Consider the following 14075-nt stretch of genomic DNA (forward strand, 5'->3'; position numbering starts at 1 on the left):
CAACCATCGCAAGATTGCGGTGATCGACAACGAAGTGGGCTACATCGGTTCGCAGAACCTGGCACGGCCGAACAGTTTCGGGGCGCGGGTCACCCGTTCGCGCATTTCCTGCACGAGCCGTTCGACATCGAGGGTCCGCACGCGCAGGTTGGCGATGCCGACCTGGCCGATCTTCAGTTCACCTGCCTGTTCGTAATCGAAATTCACCGCCACGCTCAGGTCCCCGTCGGCCGCTGTGCCTGCGCCGGCAGCTGCCGGTCGCGTGTCCATGCCACATCCGGCAGCTTGCCGCCGTAGGTCTCCTGTACCCACGGGTAGCTGCACAGTTCCTTGGCCAGCATGCTGGCGCGCACATCGACCTGCGGCATGGTGTTCTGGCCCAGCTCGCGGAAGCCGAAGCTGCCGTGGAACAGCAGGGCGGCATCGGCACCATGGTCGAGGAAGACTTCGCAGGTCATCTGCGGGTAGCGCAGCTCGGCGAAGCTCTGCGCATCGGCGTAGAACGCCCGGCCGACGCCACCACCGCGGCGGCGGCTGGCGACCACGATGCGGTCGATATAGAAGAACGGGGTGTCCAGCTGCTGCTTGAACCAGGCGAAGTTGCTGCTGTCGTGCTGGCTGTCGCTGCCGAAGCCGATCAGGAACCCGGCCAGGTTGCCGTCGCGCTCGGCGACGCGGAAGTACTCAGCGGTTTCATAGAACAGGCGCAGGCGTGCGGCATCCAGCGGAAGGATGGCCAGGCCAGCGTTGTTGTTCAAAGCCAGGACGGAATCGAGCTCGTGCTCGCGCACGTCGCGGATGACAATCGACATTGTGACTCCGTGGGGTAACGCGGTTGGTCCTGCAACGGACCCTGCGCACGATTATTGCATGGGTGGCTGGCGGGGGCACGCCCGTCGCCATGACTTCTGCCCGGGGGCAGGAGCGCTGGTTCAGCCTAAGATGCCTCCATGTTGGGATATCTCAGCCAAATCCGAGTCCTGCGCCTGGCCGGCCTGTTCACCTGGGTCATGGTCGGCCTGCCCGTGGTGTATTCCCAGTACGAGTCGATGCTGCGGCACGGGGGCAGCGGCATCGACAGCTGGTCCCTGTGGCTGTTTGCCGCCTACCTGTTCTTCGGCGCCGGCTACTTCTGGCTGACCCGTGGCCTGCGCGACAGCAGCCAGGCCGCCTGGTACGACCGGGTGGTGCTGGTGGTACTGACCGGCTCGGCCCTGGGCGTCAGCTACCTGAGCGGTTCGGGCCTGGGCAGCATCCTGATGATGGTGGCCGCCGGGGTGATCCCGTGGATGCTGCCCGTGCGCAGTGGCGTGATCTGGTTGCTGCTCAGCCAGCTGGCGGTGCTGCCGGTCTACTATCTGATTCTCGACATGCCGTTGTTCGAGGCACTCATGCAGTCGCTGCTGTATGGCGGCTTCTCCATGTTCATGTTCGTGACCAGCCTGGTCGCACGGCAGCAGACCGACGCCCGCGACGAGCAGCGCCGGCTGAATGCGGAGCTGAGGGCGACCCGCGCCCTGCTGGCCGAGAGCGCACGGGTCAACGAGCGCACCCGCATCTCGCGCGAGCTGCATGACCTGCTGGGGCATCAGTTGACCGCGCTGACCCTCAACCTGGAAGTGGCCGGCCATCTCGCCGAAGGCAAGGCGCTGGACCACGTGAAACGCTCGCACACGCTGGCCAAGCTGCTGCTGGGCAATGTGCGCGAAGTGGTCAGCCAGCTGCGCGAGACCAGCGCCATCGACCTGGCTGCTGCGCTGCGCCCGCTGACCGAGAACGTGCCCTCGCTGGACATCCAGCTGGACATCGAGGATCCCCTGAACGTGGAGGATCCGCAGCGGGCCCACGTGCTGCTGCGCTGCACCCAGGAGATCATCACCAATACGGTGCGCCACTCCGGGGCCCGCCATCTGTGGATCCGGGTGTACCGTGAGGCACCGGACCGGGTGGTGGTCGAGGCGCGCGACGACGGTGTCGGCGCGGAAATGGTCAATGTGGGCAATGGCTTGCGCGGGATGCGCGAGCGCCTGCAACAATGCGGTGGCCAGCTGCAGGTGGAAACCCGCCCCGGCGAAGGCTTCTGCCTGCGTGCGACGGTGCCGGCAACCGTGCTGGTGGCCGCCCTTACCAAGGTTCCTGAAGGAGTGCGTTGATGATTCGCGTCTGCCTGGTCGACGACCAAACCCTGGTGCGGCAGGGAATCCGCTCGCTGCTGGCGCTGGACGACGGCATCGAGGTGGTGGCCGAGGCCGGCGACGGCCGGCAGGCGGTCGAACTGGTGCCCCAGGTCCGTCCGGATGTGGTCCTGATGGACATGCGCATGCCGGTGATGTCCGGGCTGGAGGCGCTGCAGGTCCTGTCGCGGCTGGAACAGCTGCCGCCGACCATCATCCTGACCACCTTCGACGACGACCAGCTGGTGCTGGCGGGCCTGAAGGCCGGCGCCAAGGGGTATCTGCTTAAGGACGTGACCCTGGACCAGCTGGTCGGCGCCATCCGCACCGTGGCTGACGGCGGATCGCTGGTGCAGCCGGCAGTGACCCAGCGGCTGCTGTCCGGGCTGGAACACATGCGCAATGATTTCGTCAGCCTGGACCGGCCGGACCCGCTGACCGACCGCGAGACGGAGATCCTGCGGCTGATGGCCAGCGGCTTCTCCAACAAGGAGATCGCCAATTCGCTGGGCGTGGCCGAGGGCACCATCAAGAACCATGTGTCCAACATCCTGTCCAAGCTGGGCGTGCGCGACCGTACGCGGGCCGTGCTGAAGGCGTTCGAACTGCAGCTGGTCTGACGAAAAGCCTTCTGCGGCAAAGGTTTGGCCGGCATTCCCGGGCCCCGGGACGGGCTGCCCCCTACATGCGGGGCGGCCGGATGCGCTACCCTGCCAATCCTTTGTCCATACAAATACGCAGCCGGCAGGGAAACCGGTGCGCCAATCGCGATAAACAATGCCCGCGAAGCCTGCTAGGATTGGCGCTTCGCTTCAATCAACCCGGCCGTGGGATCGGCCCCGGAGACTCCTGAATGACCCGTATTATCGAGTTCCTGATCGCCTTGGGGATCGTGGCTGGCCTGTTCGTCATCATTGGCGTATGTCTGCCGGGCGAGCGCCACATCACCGAAAGCATCGAGACCAACCGCAAGATGACGATCGTGTACGACACGGTCAGCAGCCTGCGCCGCTTCAAGGACTGGAACCCGCTGGTACTGCGCGATCCCGCCGTTGAACTGAAGCTGTCCGGCCCGGCCTCCGGCGTCGGTGCCACCCTCGACTTCTCCTCCAAGGACCTGGGCAACGGTTCCTGGAAGGTGACCGAGGCCGAAGAGAACAAGCGTGTTGTGATCGCCATCGAAGACCCGACCAAGGGTCACGACAAGGTCACCACCTTCAATCTGGAGCCGACCGGCAAGGGTGGTCGCAACGTCAAGATCACCCAGGACTACTCGGTGAAGTACGGCTTCGACCTGTTCGGTCGCTACGCCGGCCTGTATGTCAGCCGCCAGATCGGCGACGACATCAAGCTGGGCCTGTCGCGCATGGCGAACATGCTGGCCACCGTGCCGAACGTCGACTACCGCACCCCGGAAGCGCCGCTGACCGATCTAGGTATCGTGCAGGTGCCGGCCGAAGACCTGCTGGTCGTCAACGCCGGCAACGTCGACCGCGGCCAGGACACCATCACCAAGTCCATCAAGGACAACCAGGAGTGGATCAAGCGCGTGATGGAGGCCAATGGCCTTGAAGCCGCCGGTCCGTTCCGCATCATCACCACCGATTTCGGTGCCGAGAAGTACGCCTTCGACATCGCACAGCCGGTGAAGAAGAAGGGTACCGAAGGCGCCACCGGTGAGGAGCTGACCGTCAAGATCGACGGTGGTGCCCCGGTCAAGTACGTGCATGTCGCCCCGCATCGTTCGGCGCATGCGGCCTACACCGGTCACATGGCCGGCCTGGACGTGGCCCGCAACGGCCTGCGTGCGTGGGCAGTGACCTCGGGCAACGAAGTCATCGACCGTCCGTACGAATCGTGGAAGGACGGCGTGGACAAGTCGTTCACCCAGGAAGGCACCTACGACATCTACTGGGCCGTCAAGTAAGCGCTGGCTGACCCATGTAGTGTTGGACACGAAAACGCGCCGCTTCCTGCGGCGCGTTTTTTTTCATCCCGCGTCCGCCGCCGGGCGGGCGCCGCGCAAGGAGCAGTCATGTTCAATCTGGAACGACGTGCGCGTAAGCCCTCGCTGCTGGCCTGCATCGGTGCGCTGTTGGCGGCCGCTTCGATCGGCCTGTCGGCCTATGCCTCGCATGGCGTGTCCGATCCGCAGGCGCAGCAGCATCTGAACATGGCGGCGCTGTATGCGTTCGCCCATGGTGCCGTGCTGGTTGCGGTGGGACGGCGCGCGCAGGGCGTGATCGCACATCTGGCGCTGTACGTGCTGCTGCTGGGCGTCGTGCTGTTCTCCGGCAGCCTGGTGGGCAGCGCGCTCTGGCAGTGGCCTACCCGGCTGGCGCCTGTGGGCGGCACCAGCCTGATGGTGGGATGGGTGCTGCTGGCGATCGACGCCCTGCGGCGGTGAGGGCAGTGCGGGGAGGGGCTCAGCCGTTGGCCGGTTTCCAGCACCAGTGCCAGGGCTCGTAGACGATCCCGTGCGGGTTGCCGCGCGGGTAGCTCAGGTGGAATCCATGCCCGCGGGCGTGCGCCTGCAGCCACGCGAACGCATCGGTACGCTCGAACGATTCCTCTGCAGGTGCATCGCCCGGGGTGCCGATATCCAGTGCGTGCCCGCTGTGGTGCTCGCTGAAGCCCGGCGCGGCGTTGACCTTCAGGATCTCCGCCACGCTCAGGCCGCGGCCGCGCTTCCGCTCGAAGATTCCCAACTGGTACGCATGGCTGCGGAAGCCGGAAATGGCATCCAGGGCAACGCCATCGCGGGCCGCGTGCAGGCGCATCCGCCGCCACCCCTGCGCCGCGTCGCGGCGCAACCACAGGGGCCGCGAAAAGCGATCGCGGCCGGCGAAATGCAGCAGGCACGGCTCGGCTTCCAGCGGCAGCCCGGTGTCATCCGCGTAACCCTGCGCATCCAGGCCAAGGTGCTGCAGGCGTTGCTGCAAGCCCGCCAGGGGCAGCCATCGCTGCTCCAGTGCCGCAGCGAAAGGGCGTGACGCGCGGGCATCCAGCAGTGCCAGCGCCTCCTCCACGCCAGGCTCGTGCGGCAGACGCGGCACCAGCGAATGAACGCCCTGCGCCAGCACGGCGGCCAGATAGCGGCCATCGCGCTTGCGCCGCAGCACCCAGCGGGCCCGCGCCAGCAGGCGTGCATCGAGGTTGCTGCGCGCGCGCAGCAGATCGGCCGGCCACAGTTCGATGGCCTCGGTGTTCAGCAGCAGCAGCGGTCGGCGATGCATGTCCGCAGCTTACTGCCGTGGCGCGGCTGCGGCCACCTTGCGCAGGGCGTCAAGCAATGCCTGTGGGCGTTCCATGCTCAGCAGCAGGGTGCTGCCGCCGCGCACCGGGATCGCCAGCGTGCGGTGACGGTCGGTGACCAGGGCAAAGCCCTTGCCGCCGCCCTGCAGCCGCATATGCCCGGAATAGAAGCCGGGCATCGAATAGCCGTTGGTCTTGAAGCGGATGCCATAGCGGCGGTCCTGCGCCAGGTCCACCACCTCGGCCTGGTCCAGCAGCATGTCGCGCACCGGTGTACGCCGTCGGTACAGCGTCGAGCGCACATCCAGCACGCCATCCACCAGCTCCACGCGGCGGCGGAAGAACGAAGTACCCAGGCCCACGCCGATCAGCACCAGCACGGCGATGCTCCATGCCGCGCTGCCGTTCATCAGGAAGAACGGCGGCGACAGGGTGACTTCCATCCATGGTGCAGGCGCACGCGTGCGGCTGAACTGCACGTACACGCTGATGACCAGCACGGCCAGCACCGGCAACAGCACCCACAGCACGCGCAGGGGTGAACTGCCAGCCAGCTCGAACGGACGGGCTTCATTGGGGCTCATCGTTGTGCCTCCACCCATCGGGCGATGTCATCGATCAACCCCGCATCGACATGGCCGGGCCGGGTGTACTCCTTCAACGAACTCGGGCCGCTGCCAGCGATGCCGATGTGGTTCAGCGCCGGATAGGTCCGCCACTGCACATCGTCGCGCCGGGCGAGGGCCTTCTGCCAGAGTGCCCAGTCGGCATCGGGAACCTGGAAATCGCGCCCGCCATGCAGCATCAGCAGCGGTGCGCGCAGCCGCTGTGCATCGGCGCGCGCATCTACGGCTTCGATGCTCTTCCAGAAGGACTGCGGAACGCCGAGTGGCAGTTCGCTGGCGGGTACCGGCGTGCTGCCACGTGCTGCGGCGATCTGGCTGTCCAGTTTGTCCAGTAGCGCCTGACCGGCCGCGCTGATGTCGCCGTCCAGGCTCAGCAGGTAGCGGTTCTGTTCCGGCAGCAGGTCCAGCAGCGTGCGCGCGGGAGCGGCCCACAGGATGGCGCCACGCGCCTGTGGCCAGCGGCTGGCGATGCGTGGCGCAAGCATGCCGCCCTGGCTGTGGCCGAGCACGAACACGCGGCGGCCGTCGATGCGCGGGTCGCTGGCGACGGCCTCCAGTGCCGCCACCGCATCGTCGGTGGATTCGTCATCGACAGTGAAGGTGCCGCTCTGGAAATCCTGGGGCCGGGCGAGAGTGCGCTTGTCGTAGCGCAGTACCGCGATTCCGTGCGCGGCGAGGCCACGGGCGAAATCGAGGAAGGGACGGTTGCCGCCGATGGTTTCGTCACGGTCCTGCGGGCCCGAGCCGTGCACCAGCACCACTGCCGGGAACGGGCCTTTGCCCTTGGGCAGCGCCAGCGTGCCGGGCAGCGCACCGCGTGTCTGCGGCACACTGAAATCAACTTCGCTGTAGGTCGCATCGGCCGGCGGCGGCGGTGCCTTGGCCGCGGGGGCGGGGCGCAGCAGCAGGCCGGCGACCTTGTCCTGTGCATCCACGGCCACCTGCGCGATCACCGCGCCACCGGTGAACTGCAGCGGCACTTCCACCAGGTGCAGGCCCTGCTGCTCGCTGCTGCGGGCCTGGCCGCGCTGCTGCAGTTCGCCCAGGGACCGCCACACGCTGTCGAGCTTCTCGGCGGGAACGGCACGGGCCATCTGCGGGGTCAGCATCGCCTCCGCATCGGCGATGCGGCCGGCCTGCAGGTGGTCCAGCAACCGGGCGGCAACCTGCTGCGGTTCGGCGGCGAATGCGCCACCGCTCAGCAGCGCCAGTGACAGAGCGAACAGCGAACGGCGGGTCTGCATGGTCAGAGCTCCTTCTTGAAGACCAGCACCGCTGCGCTCATCGGCGCGGGGATCACGATGTTGACCAGCTCCCAGCCAAGCTGGCCCTGCTTGTTCAACGCCTCCTGCACGGCTTCGGTCTTCATGCTGCCCATCAGCGTCGAGGGCACTTCCAGGGTCTGGTACGTCCAGCGCTTGCTCATTCCTTCTCCTCCTGAGGTGGCTTGGGATGCGGCAGCCTGCCGGCCTTGCGCAGCGCGTCGCGCAGCAGGTACTCGATCTGCGCGTTGAGGCTGCGCAGTTCGTCGTCGGCCCAGCGCTGCGCCGCGGCCAGGACGTCGGCGTTGATGCGCAGTGGATAGGCTTTCTTCTCGCTCATGGATGCTCCTGGCGGGGCGGTGGGGCGCCCCGTTGCGAGGGTGATTCAGTACAGCGAACCGGCGTTGACGATCGGCTGCGTGCCCCGGTCCGAACACAGCACGGTCAACAGGTTGCTGACCATGTGCGCCTTGCGTTCCTCGTCCAGCTGCACCACGCCGTTCTTCTGCAGTTCGCCCAGGGCCATCTCGACCATGCCGACCGCACCGGCAACGATGCGCGTGCGTGCCGCGATCACCGCGTTGGCCTGCTGGCGCTGCAGCATGGCCTGGGCGATTTCGGCAGCATAGGCCAGGTGGCTGATGCGTGCGTCGATCACCTGCACACCGGCGTCGGCCAGGCGCTCGGCCAACTCGTTCTTCAGGTGCTGGGAGATCTCGCTGGCGTGGCTGCGCAGCGCCAGCTGGCCCTCTTCATGCTGGTCGTAGGGATAGCTGGTGGCCATCGCGCGCAGCGCCGATTCGGACTGGATGTGCACGAAGCTCTCGTAGTCGTCCACGTTGTAGACCGCTTCGGAGGCATCGACCACCTGCCAGACGATCACTGCGGCGATCTCGATCGGGCTGCCATCGAGCTCGTTGACCTTCAGCTTGCCGCTTTCGAAATTGCGCACGCGCTGGCTGACGTGGCGCTTGCTGTAGAAGGGGTTGTTCCAGCGCAGGCCATTGTCTTTCACGGTGCCGACGTACTTGCCGAACAGGCTCACCACCGCGGCCTGGTTCGGCTGCACGGTGTACAGGCCCGCCAGCGCGAACAGCGCCACCACCGCGACCAGCGCGCCAACCAGCATCATCAGCAGGTTGGGGGAGCCGGTCGACGCCTTGGCGGCGATGCCCAGCACGAACAGCACACCGCCGAAGACGGCGACGAGCAATGCGCCCGCCAGAGTGCCCAGGCCGTTGAGGGAGGACAGCGACTTCTCTTTCATGGCAGTACGTCCTTGAGGGTTCGAGGCGACGATATCAAATTGATATCAGATGGCGACTACCGTTCGTCGGGAACCGCCGCTGGACCGGCTAGAATGCCCACCCGCCTTCACATCACTGCCGGACCCCTCCATGGCCAAGCTCGGAACCCCCCTCTCGCCCTCCGCCACCCGTGTGCTGCTGCTGGGCTCGGGCGAACTCGGCAAGGAAGTGGCCATCGAGCTGCAGCGGCTGGGCGTGGAGGTGATCGCCGCCGACCGCTACGCCGATGCGCCCGCCATGCAGGTCGCGCATCGTTCGCACGTGATCGACATGCTGGATGCGATGGCGCTGCGTGCGCTGATCGCCCAGGAACAGCCTCATCTGGTGGTGCCGGAGATCGAGGCGATCCACACCGAGACGCTGGTACAGCTGGAACAGGAGCAGGGCCTGCGGGTGATCCCCACCGCGCGTGCCGCACGCCTGACCATGGACCGTGAGGGCATCCGCCGCCTGGCCGCCGAGACGCTGGGCCTGCCAACTTCGCCCTACCGCTTTGTCGATACCGAGGCGGAGTACCGCGCCGCCGTGGCCGCCATCGGCCTGCCGTGCGTGGTCAAGCCGGTGATGTCCTCCTCGGGCAAGGGACAGAGCACGCTGCGCAGCGAAGCGGACATCGCGCCGGCCTGGGAGTATGCGCAGACCGGCGGCCGCGCGGGCGCCGGCCGCTGCATCGTCGAGGGATTCATCGATTTCGACTACGAGATCACTCTGCTGACCGTGCGCCACGCGGCAGGCACCTCGTTCTGCGCGCCGATCGGTCATCTGCAGAAGGACGGCGATTACCGCGAGAGCTGGCAGCCGCAGCCGATGTCGGACAAGGCGCTGGCGCGCGCGGAGGAGATCTCGCGTGCGATCACCGATGACCTGGGTGGCTGGGGCCTGTTCGGCGTGGAGCTGTTCGTGAAGGGCGATGAAGTGTGGTTCAGCGAAGTGTCCCCGCGCCCGCACGACACTGGCCTGGTGACGCTGGTATCGCAGGAACTGAGCGAGTTCGCGCTGCACGCACGCGCCATCCTGGGCCTGCCGGTTCCGGTGATCCGCCAGAGTGGTCCGTCGGCATCCTGTGCATTGCTGGCGCAGGGCGAAGGCGTGCCGTACTTCAACAACGTCGCGGCCGCACTGCAGGTGCCGGATACGGCCGTGCGCCTGTTCGGCAAGCCGAGCGTGCACGGTCAGCGCCGTGTCGGCGTCACCCTGGCGCGCGCCGACACCATCGACGAGGCGCGCTCGATCGCCCGTGATGCCGCCGACGCCATCGGCGTCGAGCTGCGCCCGTAAGCCGGTAGCGCCGCGCCCGGCGGCTTTCTGCAAGGCAGAGCAGCGCGCCTGGCGCCTGGGGTCACTTCACATCCACCCACACCAGGTGGTGGTCGCTGCCGTCGGCAATCTTCGCTTCAGGGCTGTTGCTGGCTGGCCAGAACACGCCACTGCCCACGTACTGGAACCCGGTGGAAGGCAGCACGTAATCCAGTCGCAGGGTGCCGGACTTCGGGCCAAAGTCGCCGGTGGCGTGGAAAGGCGCACCCTTGCGCACGATGCCCTTGGCGGCATAGGCGAGGCTGGTTTCCTCACCCCCCGCGCTGCGCGGGGTGGGGTAGCGCAATACGCGTGCGTTCTCGATCAGTTCGACGATCGCCTCGTGGCGGCCATCGCCGTCGACCGGGTCGTTGTTGAGATCGCCGAGGATCACGAAGCGTGCATCCTGCGCCAGACCTCCGCACTGGCCCTTGTCGTCGCACAGCCAGGGCTTGTCACCCGCGGTGAGATACTCCTGCCACAGGCGCAGTTCGTCGTGGTTGCGCGCCGCGTTGCGCTTTTCCGGGCCGTCGAACACCGGCGGCGTCGGGTGCGAGACCAGCGCATGCACCACGCCTGCCGGGGTCTGCACCGGTACATCCCAGTGTGACTTCGACGACAGGCGCAGCTGCGACCACACGGCGTCGCTGTAGAAGCTCTGCCCGCTGCGCGGATCGACCGGACGGATCGCGCCCGGCATCGTGCTCCACTTCAGCAGCTGGAAGCTGCGTACCCTGGCTTCATCGATCGGGTAGCGCGACAGCACCAGCATGCCGTACTGGCCCGGGTGCAGGCCGTAGCCCCAGGCATCGTTGCCACGGCTGCGACCTTCGCCGCCGACCACGCCGTTGTTGTCCAGGTCCAGGCCACTGGGCACGCCGGTGTTGACCGGGGCCAGGTAGCGGTAGGCGAAGTGCAGCGGCGCGCCGCCGCCCGGCTGCGCCACTTCCAGGTAGCGCTTCTGGAACAGGTCGGCGGCGCGATGGGCGTCGTCGAAATCGAATTCGTTCAGCAGCACCAGTTCCGGGCGCACCTGCTGCAGCACGGCGGCGATCTTGCGCGCATGCGCGCTGTCGCCTTCAAGCTCCCTGATCAGGCCGCCGGCCTCATCGGAGTACAGCGACGTGTTGTAGGTGGCCAGGCGCAGCGATGCGGACGGTGTTTCGGTCATCGCAGGGGTCCTGGCAAGAGCAGGGGCCGCAGCGCCACACAGCAGGGCCAGGGCAAGAATCAGGGGTTGGGTGTTCATGCCGCCTATTGTGCACCCCGCCCGGTGTCAGCGGTTTGTCAGCGGCCGTCCAGATCGCGGTCGAAATCGTGCCAGCGACGGCCATCATAGGCCTCCAGCGGACGGAAGCGGCGCTTGTAGTCCATTTTCTGGTGTTCACGGATCCAGTAGCCCAGATAGACGTGCGGCAGTCCTTCGCGACGCGCCCATTCGATCTGCTGCAGGATGGCGAACGTGCCCAGTCCCCGCGCTGCGTGGTCTGGATCGAAGAAGGTATAGACCGCCGAAAGGCCGTGCTCGGTGACATCGGTGACGGCCACTCCGAGCAGCTGGCTGGGCCGGCCATCGTGGCCCGGCAGGCGCATCTCCAGGAAGCGGGTGTGCGACCAGCTGCCGATCAGGAACTGCTCGAACTCGTGCGGCCCATGATCGTCCATGCCGCCGTTGGCGTGGCGGTGCACCAGATAGCGGTGGTAGAGGGCAAACAGATCCTCGCGCGCAGTGGCGGCGGTGATCCGCACCTCCAGGTCGGCGTTGCGGGTGGCGCAGCGACGCTGGCTGCGGTCCGGCGCGAACCGGGCCACCGGAATCCGTACCGCCACGCAGGCATGGCACTGCGCGCAGTGGGGCCGATAGACCAGGTCGCCGCTGCGGCGGAAGCCCCAGCTGAGTGCGAGTGGATACAGGCCGCCCAGGCGACGGTCGTGGGGATCCATCACCAGGTCGCGCGCCACCCGGTCCGGCCAGTACCCGCAGGGGTGCTCGCCGGTCTGGAACAGCCGCAGTTCGTCGTCTCTGTCGCCGTGGATCGCCATGGCCACAGCATAGCCCCAGCGTGTCGCAATGAACGCGACTGTCCGCCGGATGAACGGAACTGGCGGTTGCGTCAACCGCCGTCGCGGCCGGGCGTTGTTGTCATTCGAGGGTGAAGTGATCACCCCGACGCAACCTCATCCCCAGGAGTGACCTCATGATCCGTACCCCCCTGCTGCTGGCCCTGCTGCTTGCCACGTCCGCCTCCGGTGTCGCGCTGGCGGCGACTCCCCCGACCGCACCGGCACAGCGTCCGGCCAAGCTGGACACCAACGGCGACGGTGTCATCGACCGCAGCGAGGCCGCGGCCAACCCACGTCTGGCGGCCAGGTTCGACGAACTGGACCGCAACAAGGACGGCAGGCTGTCGCGCGATGAAATGCCGCGCTGGCAGCATGGTCGTCGTGGCGGCCATGGCGGCGAGCGCTGGGCCAGGCTGGACACCGACAAGGACGGCCGCATCAGCCGCGAAGAGGCCAAGGCCGATGCGCGCCTGGCGGCACGTTTCGACCAGCTCGATCTCAACAAGGACGGCTATCTGGACAAGGCTGATCGCGAGCTGCGCATGAAGCAGCATCGCGACGCCTGGTTCGCCGCTGCCGACACCAACAAGGACGGCCAGTTGAGCAAGGCCGAATTCGATGCGGCGAAGGGCCCGATGCATGGCGGCCCGCGCCACGGGGGCCCGCGTGACGGCGCCGCACCGAAGCCGCAGCGCTGATCACGGCGCAACGTTCAACGACGACGCCGGCAGACTGCCGGCGTCGTCCGTTACAGGCGACCGCTGTCGAGCAGCGTATAGGCCACCAGGGCGATCACCAGCAGGTTCATCGCGATGATGGCGCTGCGGCCGTACATCGCTTCGTACTTCCAGTTGATGCCCTGCCGCCCGCGCCGCGCTGCGTCGCGCACGATCAAGGGCCGCATCAGGCGCTGCAGCGGTCCCAGGCACTGGTAGTTGACCGCACCCAGGCCGATGGCCATGACCACCAGGTGTACCCATACCGGCGTCTGCAGCAGCACGACCAGCAGTATGGACAGGCAGCAGGCCATCACGGTCCAGGTGTTGAGATGGACGAAGCGCCGGACCTGGGTCCGCTCCGGTTCCGTTTCGGCGTAGGACAGCAGGAAGCGACCGCCCAGGTAGCTGCCCAGCACGCCGCCCAGCACGGCACCGGCGATCGCTGCCCAGTTGTGGGCCGGGACCAGATGCAGGTGCCCCAGCGCCGCTGTCAGCGATCCCATCGCGGTACCACCGGCTGCGCTGGCGCCGCCCAACCCCAGCTTGCTGCCGCCAATGCCCACACCGGTGCCGAGCAGGATCGCGGCACTGGCCGTGCCGGGCGCAGCGATCAGCACCATCGAGACCACGGTGGTTGCGAAGGCAGCGCTGGGTGCGCTGCTGCGCGCGAATTCGCCGAAGCGCTGCAGCAGTCCCTCGCGGACCTGCGCGCGGGCCCGCGACAGGCGCTTGCGCACCGCCGCATCACTCAGGCCCAGCAGGTCCGCCACCTGCTGCGAGCGCTGACCTTCCCGGTAGTAAAGCAGCAGGACTTCGCGGCTGTCGGTGGGCAGCGCCGAGATGATGTCCTCGGCGGCAACCTCCTCTTCCAGTCGCTGCAGGCGGTCGGCGGCAGTCGGCGAGGGGTCGGCCGCCATGCCCAGCGCAACTTCGGCGGCCTCGCCGCTCAGGGGCCTGCCGCGCTGTGCACGCAGCCAGTCGCGCGCGAGGTTGCGGGTGATCTGTCGCAGCCAGGGCAGGAAGCTGGTGGAACTGCGCAGCTGGTGCAGCTGCTGCCAGCCCTTCACGAACGCTTCCTGCGCGATGTCCTCGCTGGCCTGGCGATCGCCGGTGATGGCCAGGGCGATGGCGGTCACGGTGTTCTGGCAGGCGAGCACGATGCGCCCATAGGCGTGCTGGCAGCCACTGCTGGCCGCCGGCAGCTCGCGTTCAAGCGTCTCGTCGATCGTTGCAGCGAAAGTCGTCATGGCGGCAGCTCCTGCTGGATTGTGTCCCAAGACGGAGCTGCGCGCCCGATGTGACCGGCCCGCCTGCCGGTAGCGCCGGGCCATGCCCGGCGGCTTTTCTGTCCGCTGCGCTCGCCGGGCATGGC

The 14075-nt window shown here is 67.3% G+C and carries 16 protein-coding genes and 1 pseudogene; 6 read left to right on the forward strand and 11 right to left on the reverse strand.

Going from position 1 to position 14075, the window contains the following annotated elements:
• Positions 1-60: 60 nt before the first annotated feature.
• A pseudogene (minC, locus tag QMZ25_RS17710) lies at positions 61-270 on the reverse strand (septum site-determining protein MinC); the annotation flags it as partial.
• On the reverse strand, positions 216-812 hold the full coding sequence (locus tag QMZ25_RS17715) for a GNAT family N-acetyltransferase (protein WP_053516169.1): 597 nt from the start codon (positions 810-812) through the stop codon (positions 216-218). The pseudogene minC and the gene QMZ25_RS17715, both read right to left, overlap by 55 nt.
• 138 nt (positions 813-950) lie before the next feature.
• Between QMZ25_RS17715 and QMZ25_RS17720 the strand changes: the two genes are divergently transcribed.
• The 4 genes from QMZ25_RS17720 (at position 951) to QMZ25_RS17735 (ending at position 4581) form a co-directional block, all read left to right on the forward strand.
• Entirely contained in the window at positions 951-2153 is a 1203-nt protein-coding gene (locus tag QMZ25_RS17720; RefSeq protein ID WP_053516166.1) for a sensor histidine kinase, read from the forward strand.
• Positions 2153-2794 carry a response regulator transcription factor gene (locus QMZ25_RS17725; protein WP_053516165.1) on the forward strand — a complete coding sequence of 214 codons (642 nt, stop codon included), beginning with the start codon at positions 2153-2155 and terminating at the stop codon, positions 2792-2794. The genes QMZ25_RS17720 and QMZ25_RS17725 overlap by 1 nt, the downstream gene beginning before the upstream one ends.
• A gap of 233 nt (positions 2795-3027) precedes the next feature.
• The gene (locus QMZ25_RS17730; RefSeq protein ID WP_053516163.1) at positions 3028-4101 is read left to right on the forward strand and encodes an SRPBCC family protein; all 1074 of its coding nucleotides are present in this window, start codon (positions 3028-3030) and stop codon (positions 4099-4101) included.
• 108 nt (positions 4102-4209) lie between these two features.
• The gene (locus QMZ25_RS17735; RefSeq protein ID WP_065182368.1) at positions 4210-4581 is read left to right on the forward strand and encodes a DUF423 domain-containing protein; all 372 of its coding nucleotides are present in this window, start codon (positions 4210-4212) and stop codon (positions 4579-4581) included.
• A gap of 19 nt (positions 4582-4600) precedes the next feature.
• On the opposite strand, the gene QMZ25_RS17740 is transcribed toward QMZ25_RS17735, so the two are convergent.
• The 6 genes from QMZ25_RS17740 to QMZ25_RS17765 are packed head-to-tail and all read right to left on the reverse strand — an operon-like array spanning position 4601 to position 8584.
• Positions 4601-5410: a M15 family metallopeptidase gene (locus QMZ25_RS17740; protein WP_128989322.1), complete on the reverse strand. Its 810-nt coding sequence runs from the start codon at positions 5408-5410 to the stop codon at positions 4601-4603.
• Positions 5411-5419: 9 nt separating this feature from the next.
• A complete protein-coding gene (locus QMZ25_RS17745) occupies positions 5420-6013 on the reverse strand; it encodes a PH domain-containing protein (RefSeq protein ID WP_283220054.1) in 594 nt (197 codons plus the stop codon).
• Positions 6010-7299, reverse strand: coding sequence for an alpha/beta fold hydrolase (locus QMZ25_RS17750; protein ID WP_283220055.1), 1290 nt, complete (start codon positions 7297-7299; stop codon positions 6010-6012). Before QMZ25_RS17750 ends, QMZ25_RS17745 begins: the two co-directional genes overlap by 4 nt.
• A gap of 2 nt (positions 7300-7301) precedes the next feature.
• A complete protein-coding gene (locus tag QMZ25_RS17755; protein WP_053516154.1) occupies positions 7302-7481 on the reverse strand; it encodes a DUF4177 domain-containing protein in 180 nt (59 codons plus the stop codon).
• A complete protein-coding gene (locus tag QMZ25_RS17760; protein ID WP_053516152.1) occupies positions 7478-7657 on the reverse strand; it encodes a hypothetical protein in 180 nt (59 codons plus the stop codon). Before QMZ25_RS17760 ends, QMZ25_RS17755 begins: the two co-directional genes overlap by 4 nt.
• 45 nt (positions 7658-7702) lie before the next feature.
• Positions 7703-8584, reverse strand: coding sequence for an SPFH domain-containing protein (locus QMZ25_RS17765; protein WP_053516150.1), 882 nt, complete (start codon positions 8582-8584; stop codon positions 7703-7705).
• 130 nt (positions 8585-8714) lie between these two features.
• On the opposite strand from QMZ25_RS17765, the gene purT reads away from it, so the two are divergent.
• Positions 8715-9902, forward strand: a complete 1188-nt coding sequence (gene purT, locus QMZ25_RS17770) for a formate-dependent phosphoribosylglycinamide formyltransferase (RefSeq protein WP_053516148.1) — start codon at positions 8715-8717, stop codon at positions 9900-9902.
• Between the two features lie 61 nt (positions 9903-9963).
• On the opposite strand, the gene QMZ25_RS17775 is transcribed toward purT, so the two are convergent.
• Positions 9964-11169, reverse strand: a complete 1206-nt coding sequence (locus QMZ25_RS17775; RefSeq protein WP_283220056.1) for an endonuclease/exonuclease/phosphatase family protein — start codon at positions 11167-11169, stop codon at positions 9964-9966.
• A 38-nt stretch (positions 11170-11207) separates the two neighbouring features.
• Positions 11208-11963, reverse strand: coding sequence for an arginyltransferase (locus QMZ25_RS17780; RefSeq protein WP_053516144.1), 756 nt, complete (start codon positions 11961-11963; stop codon positions 11208-11210).
• A 155-nt stretch (positions 11964-12118) separates the two neighbouring features.
• Here QMZ25_RS17780 and QMZ25_RS17785 point away from each other — a divergent pair, with 155 nt between their 5' ends.
• Positions 12119-12682: an EF-hand domain-containing protein gene (locus QMZ25_RS17785; RefSeq protein ID WP_283220057.1), complete on the forward strand. Its 564-nt coding sequence runs from the start codon at positions 12119-12121 to the stop codon at positions 12680-12682.
• A gap of 50 nt (positions 12683-12732) precedes the next feature.
• Here the strand turns inward: QMZ25_RS17785 and QMZ25_RS17790 are convergent, their stop codons facing one another.
• Complete coding sequence (locus QMZ25_RS17790; protein WP_065182362.1) at positions 12733-13950, reverse strand: RNA polymerase sigma factor; 1218 nt, start codon at positions 13948-13950, stop codon at positions 12733-12735.
• Positions 13951-14075 lie beyond the last annotated feature (125 nt).

Source organism: Stenotrophomonas sp. RS-48, assembly GCF_030053245.1.
Taxonomy (GTDB): domain Bacteria; phylum Pseudomonadota; class Gammaproteobacteria; order Xanthomonadales; family Xanthomonadaceae; genus Stenotrophomonas; species Stenotrophomonas maltophilia_P.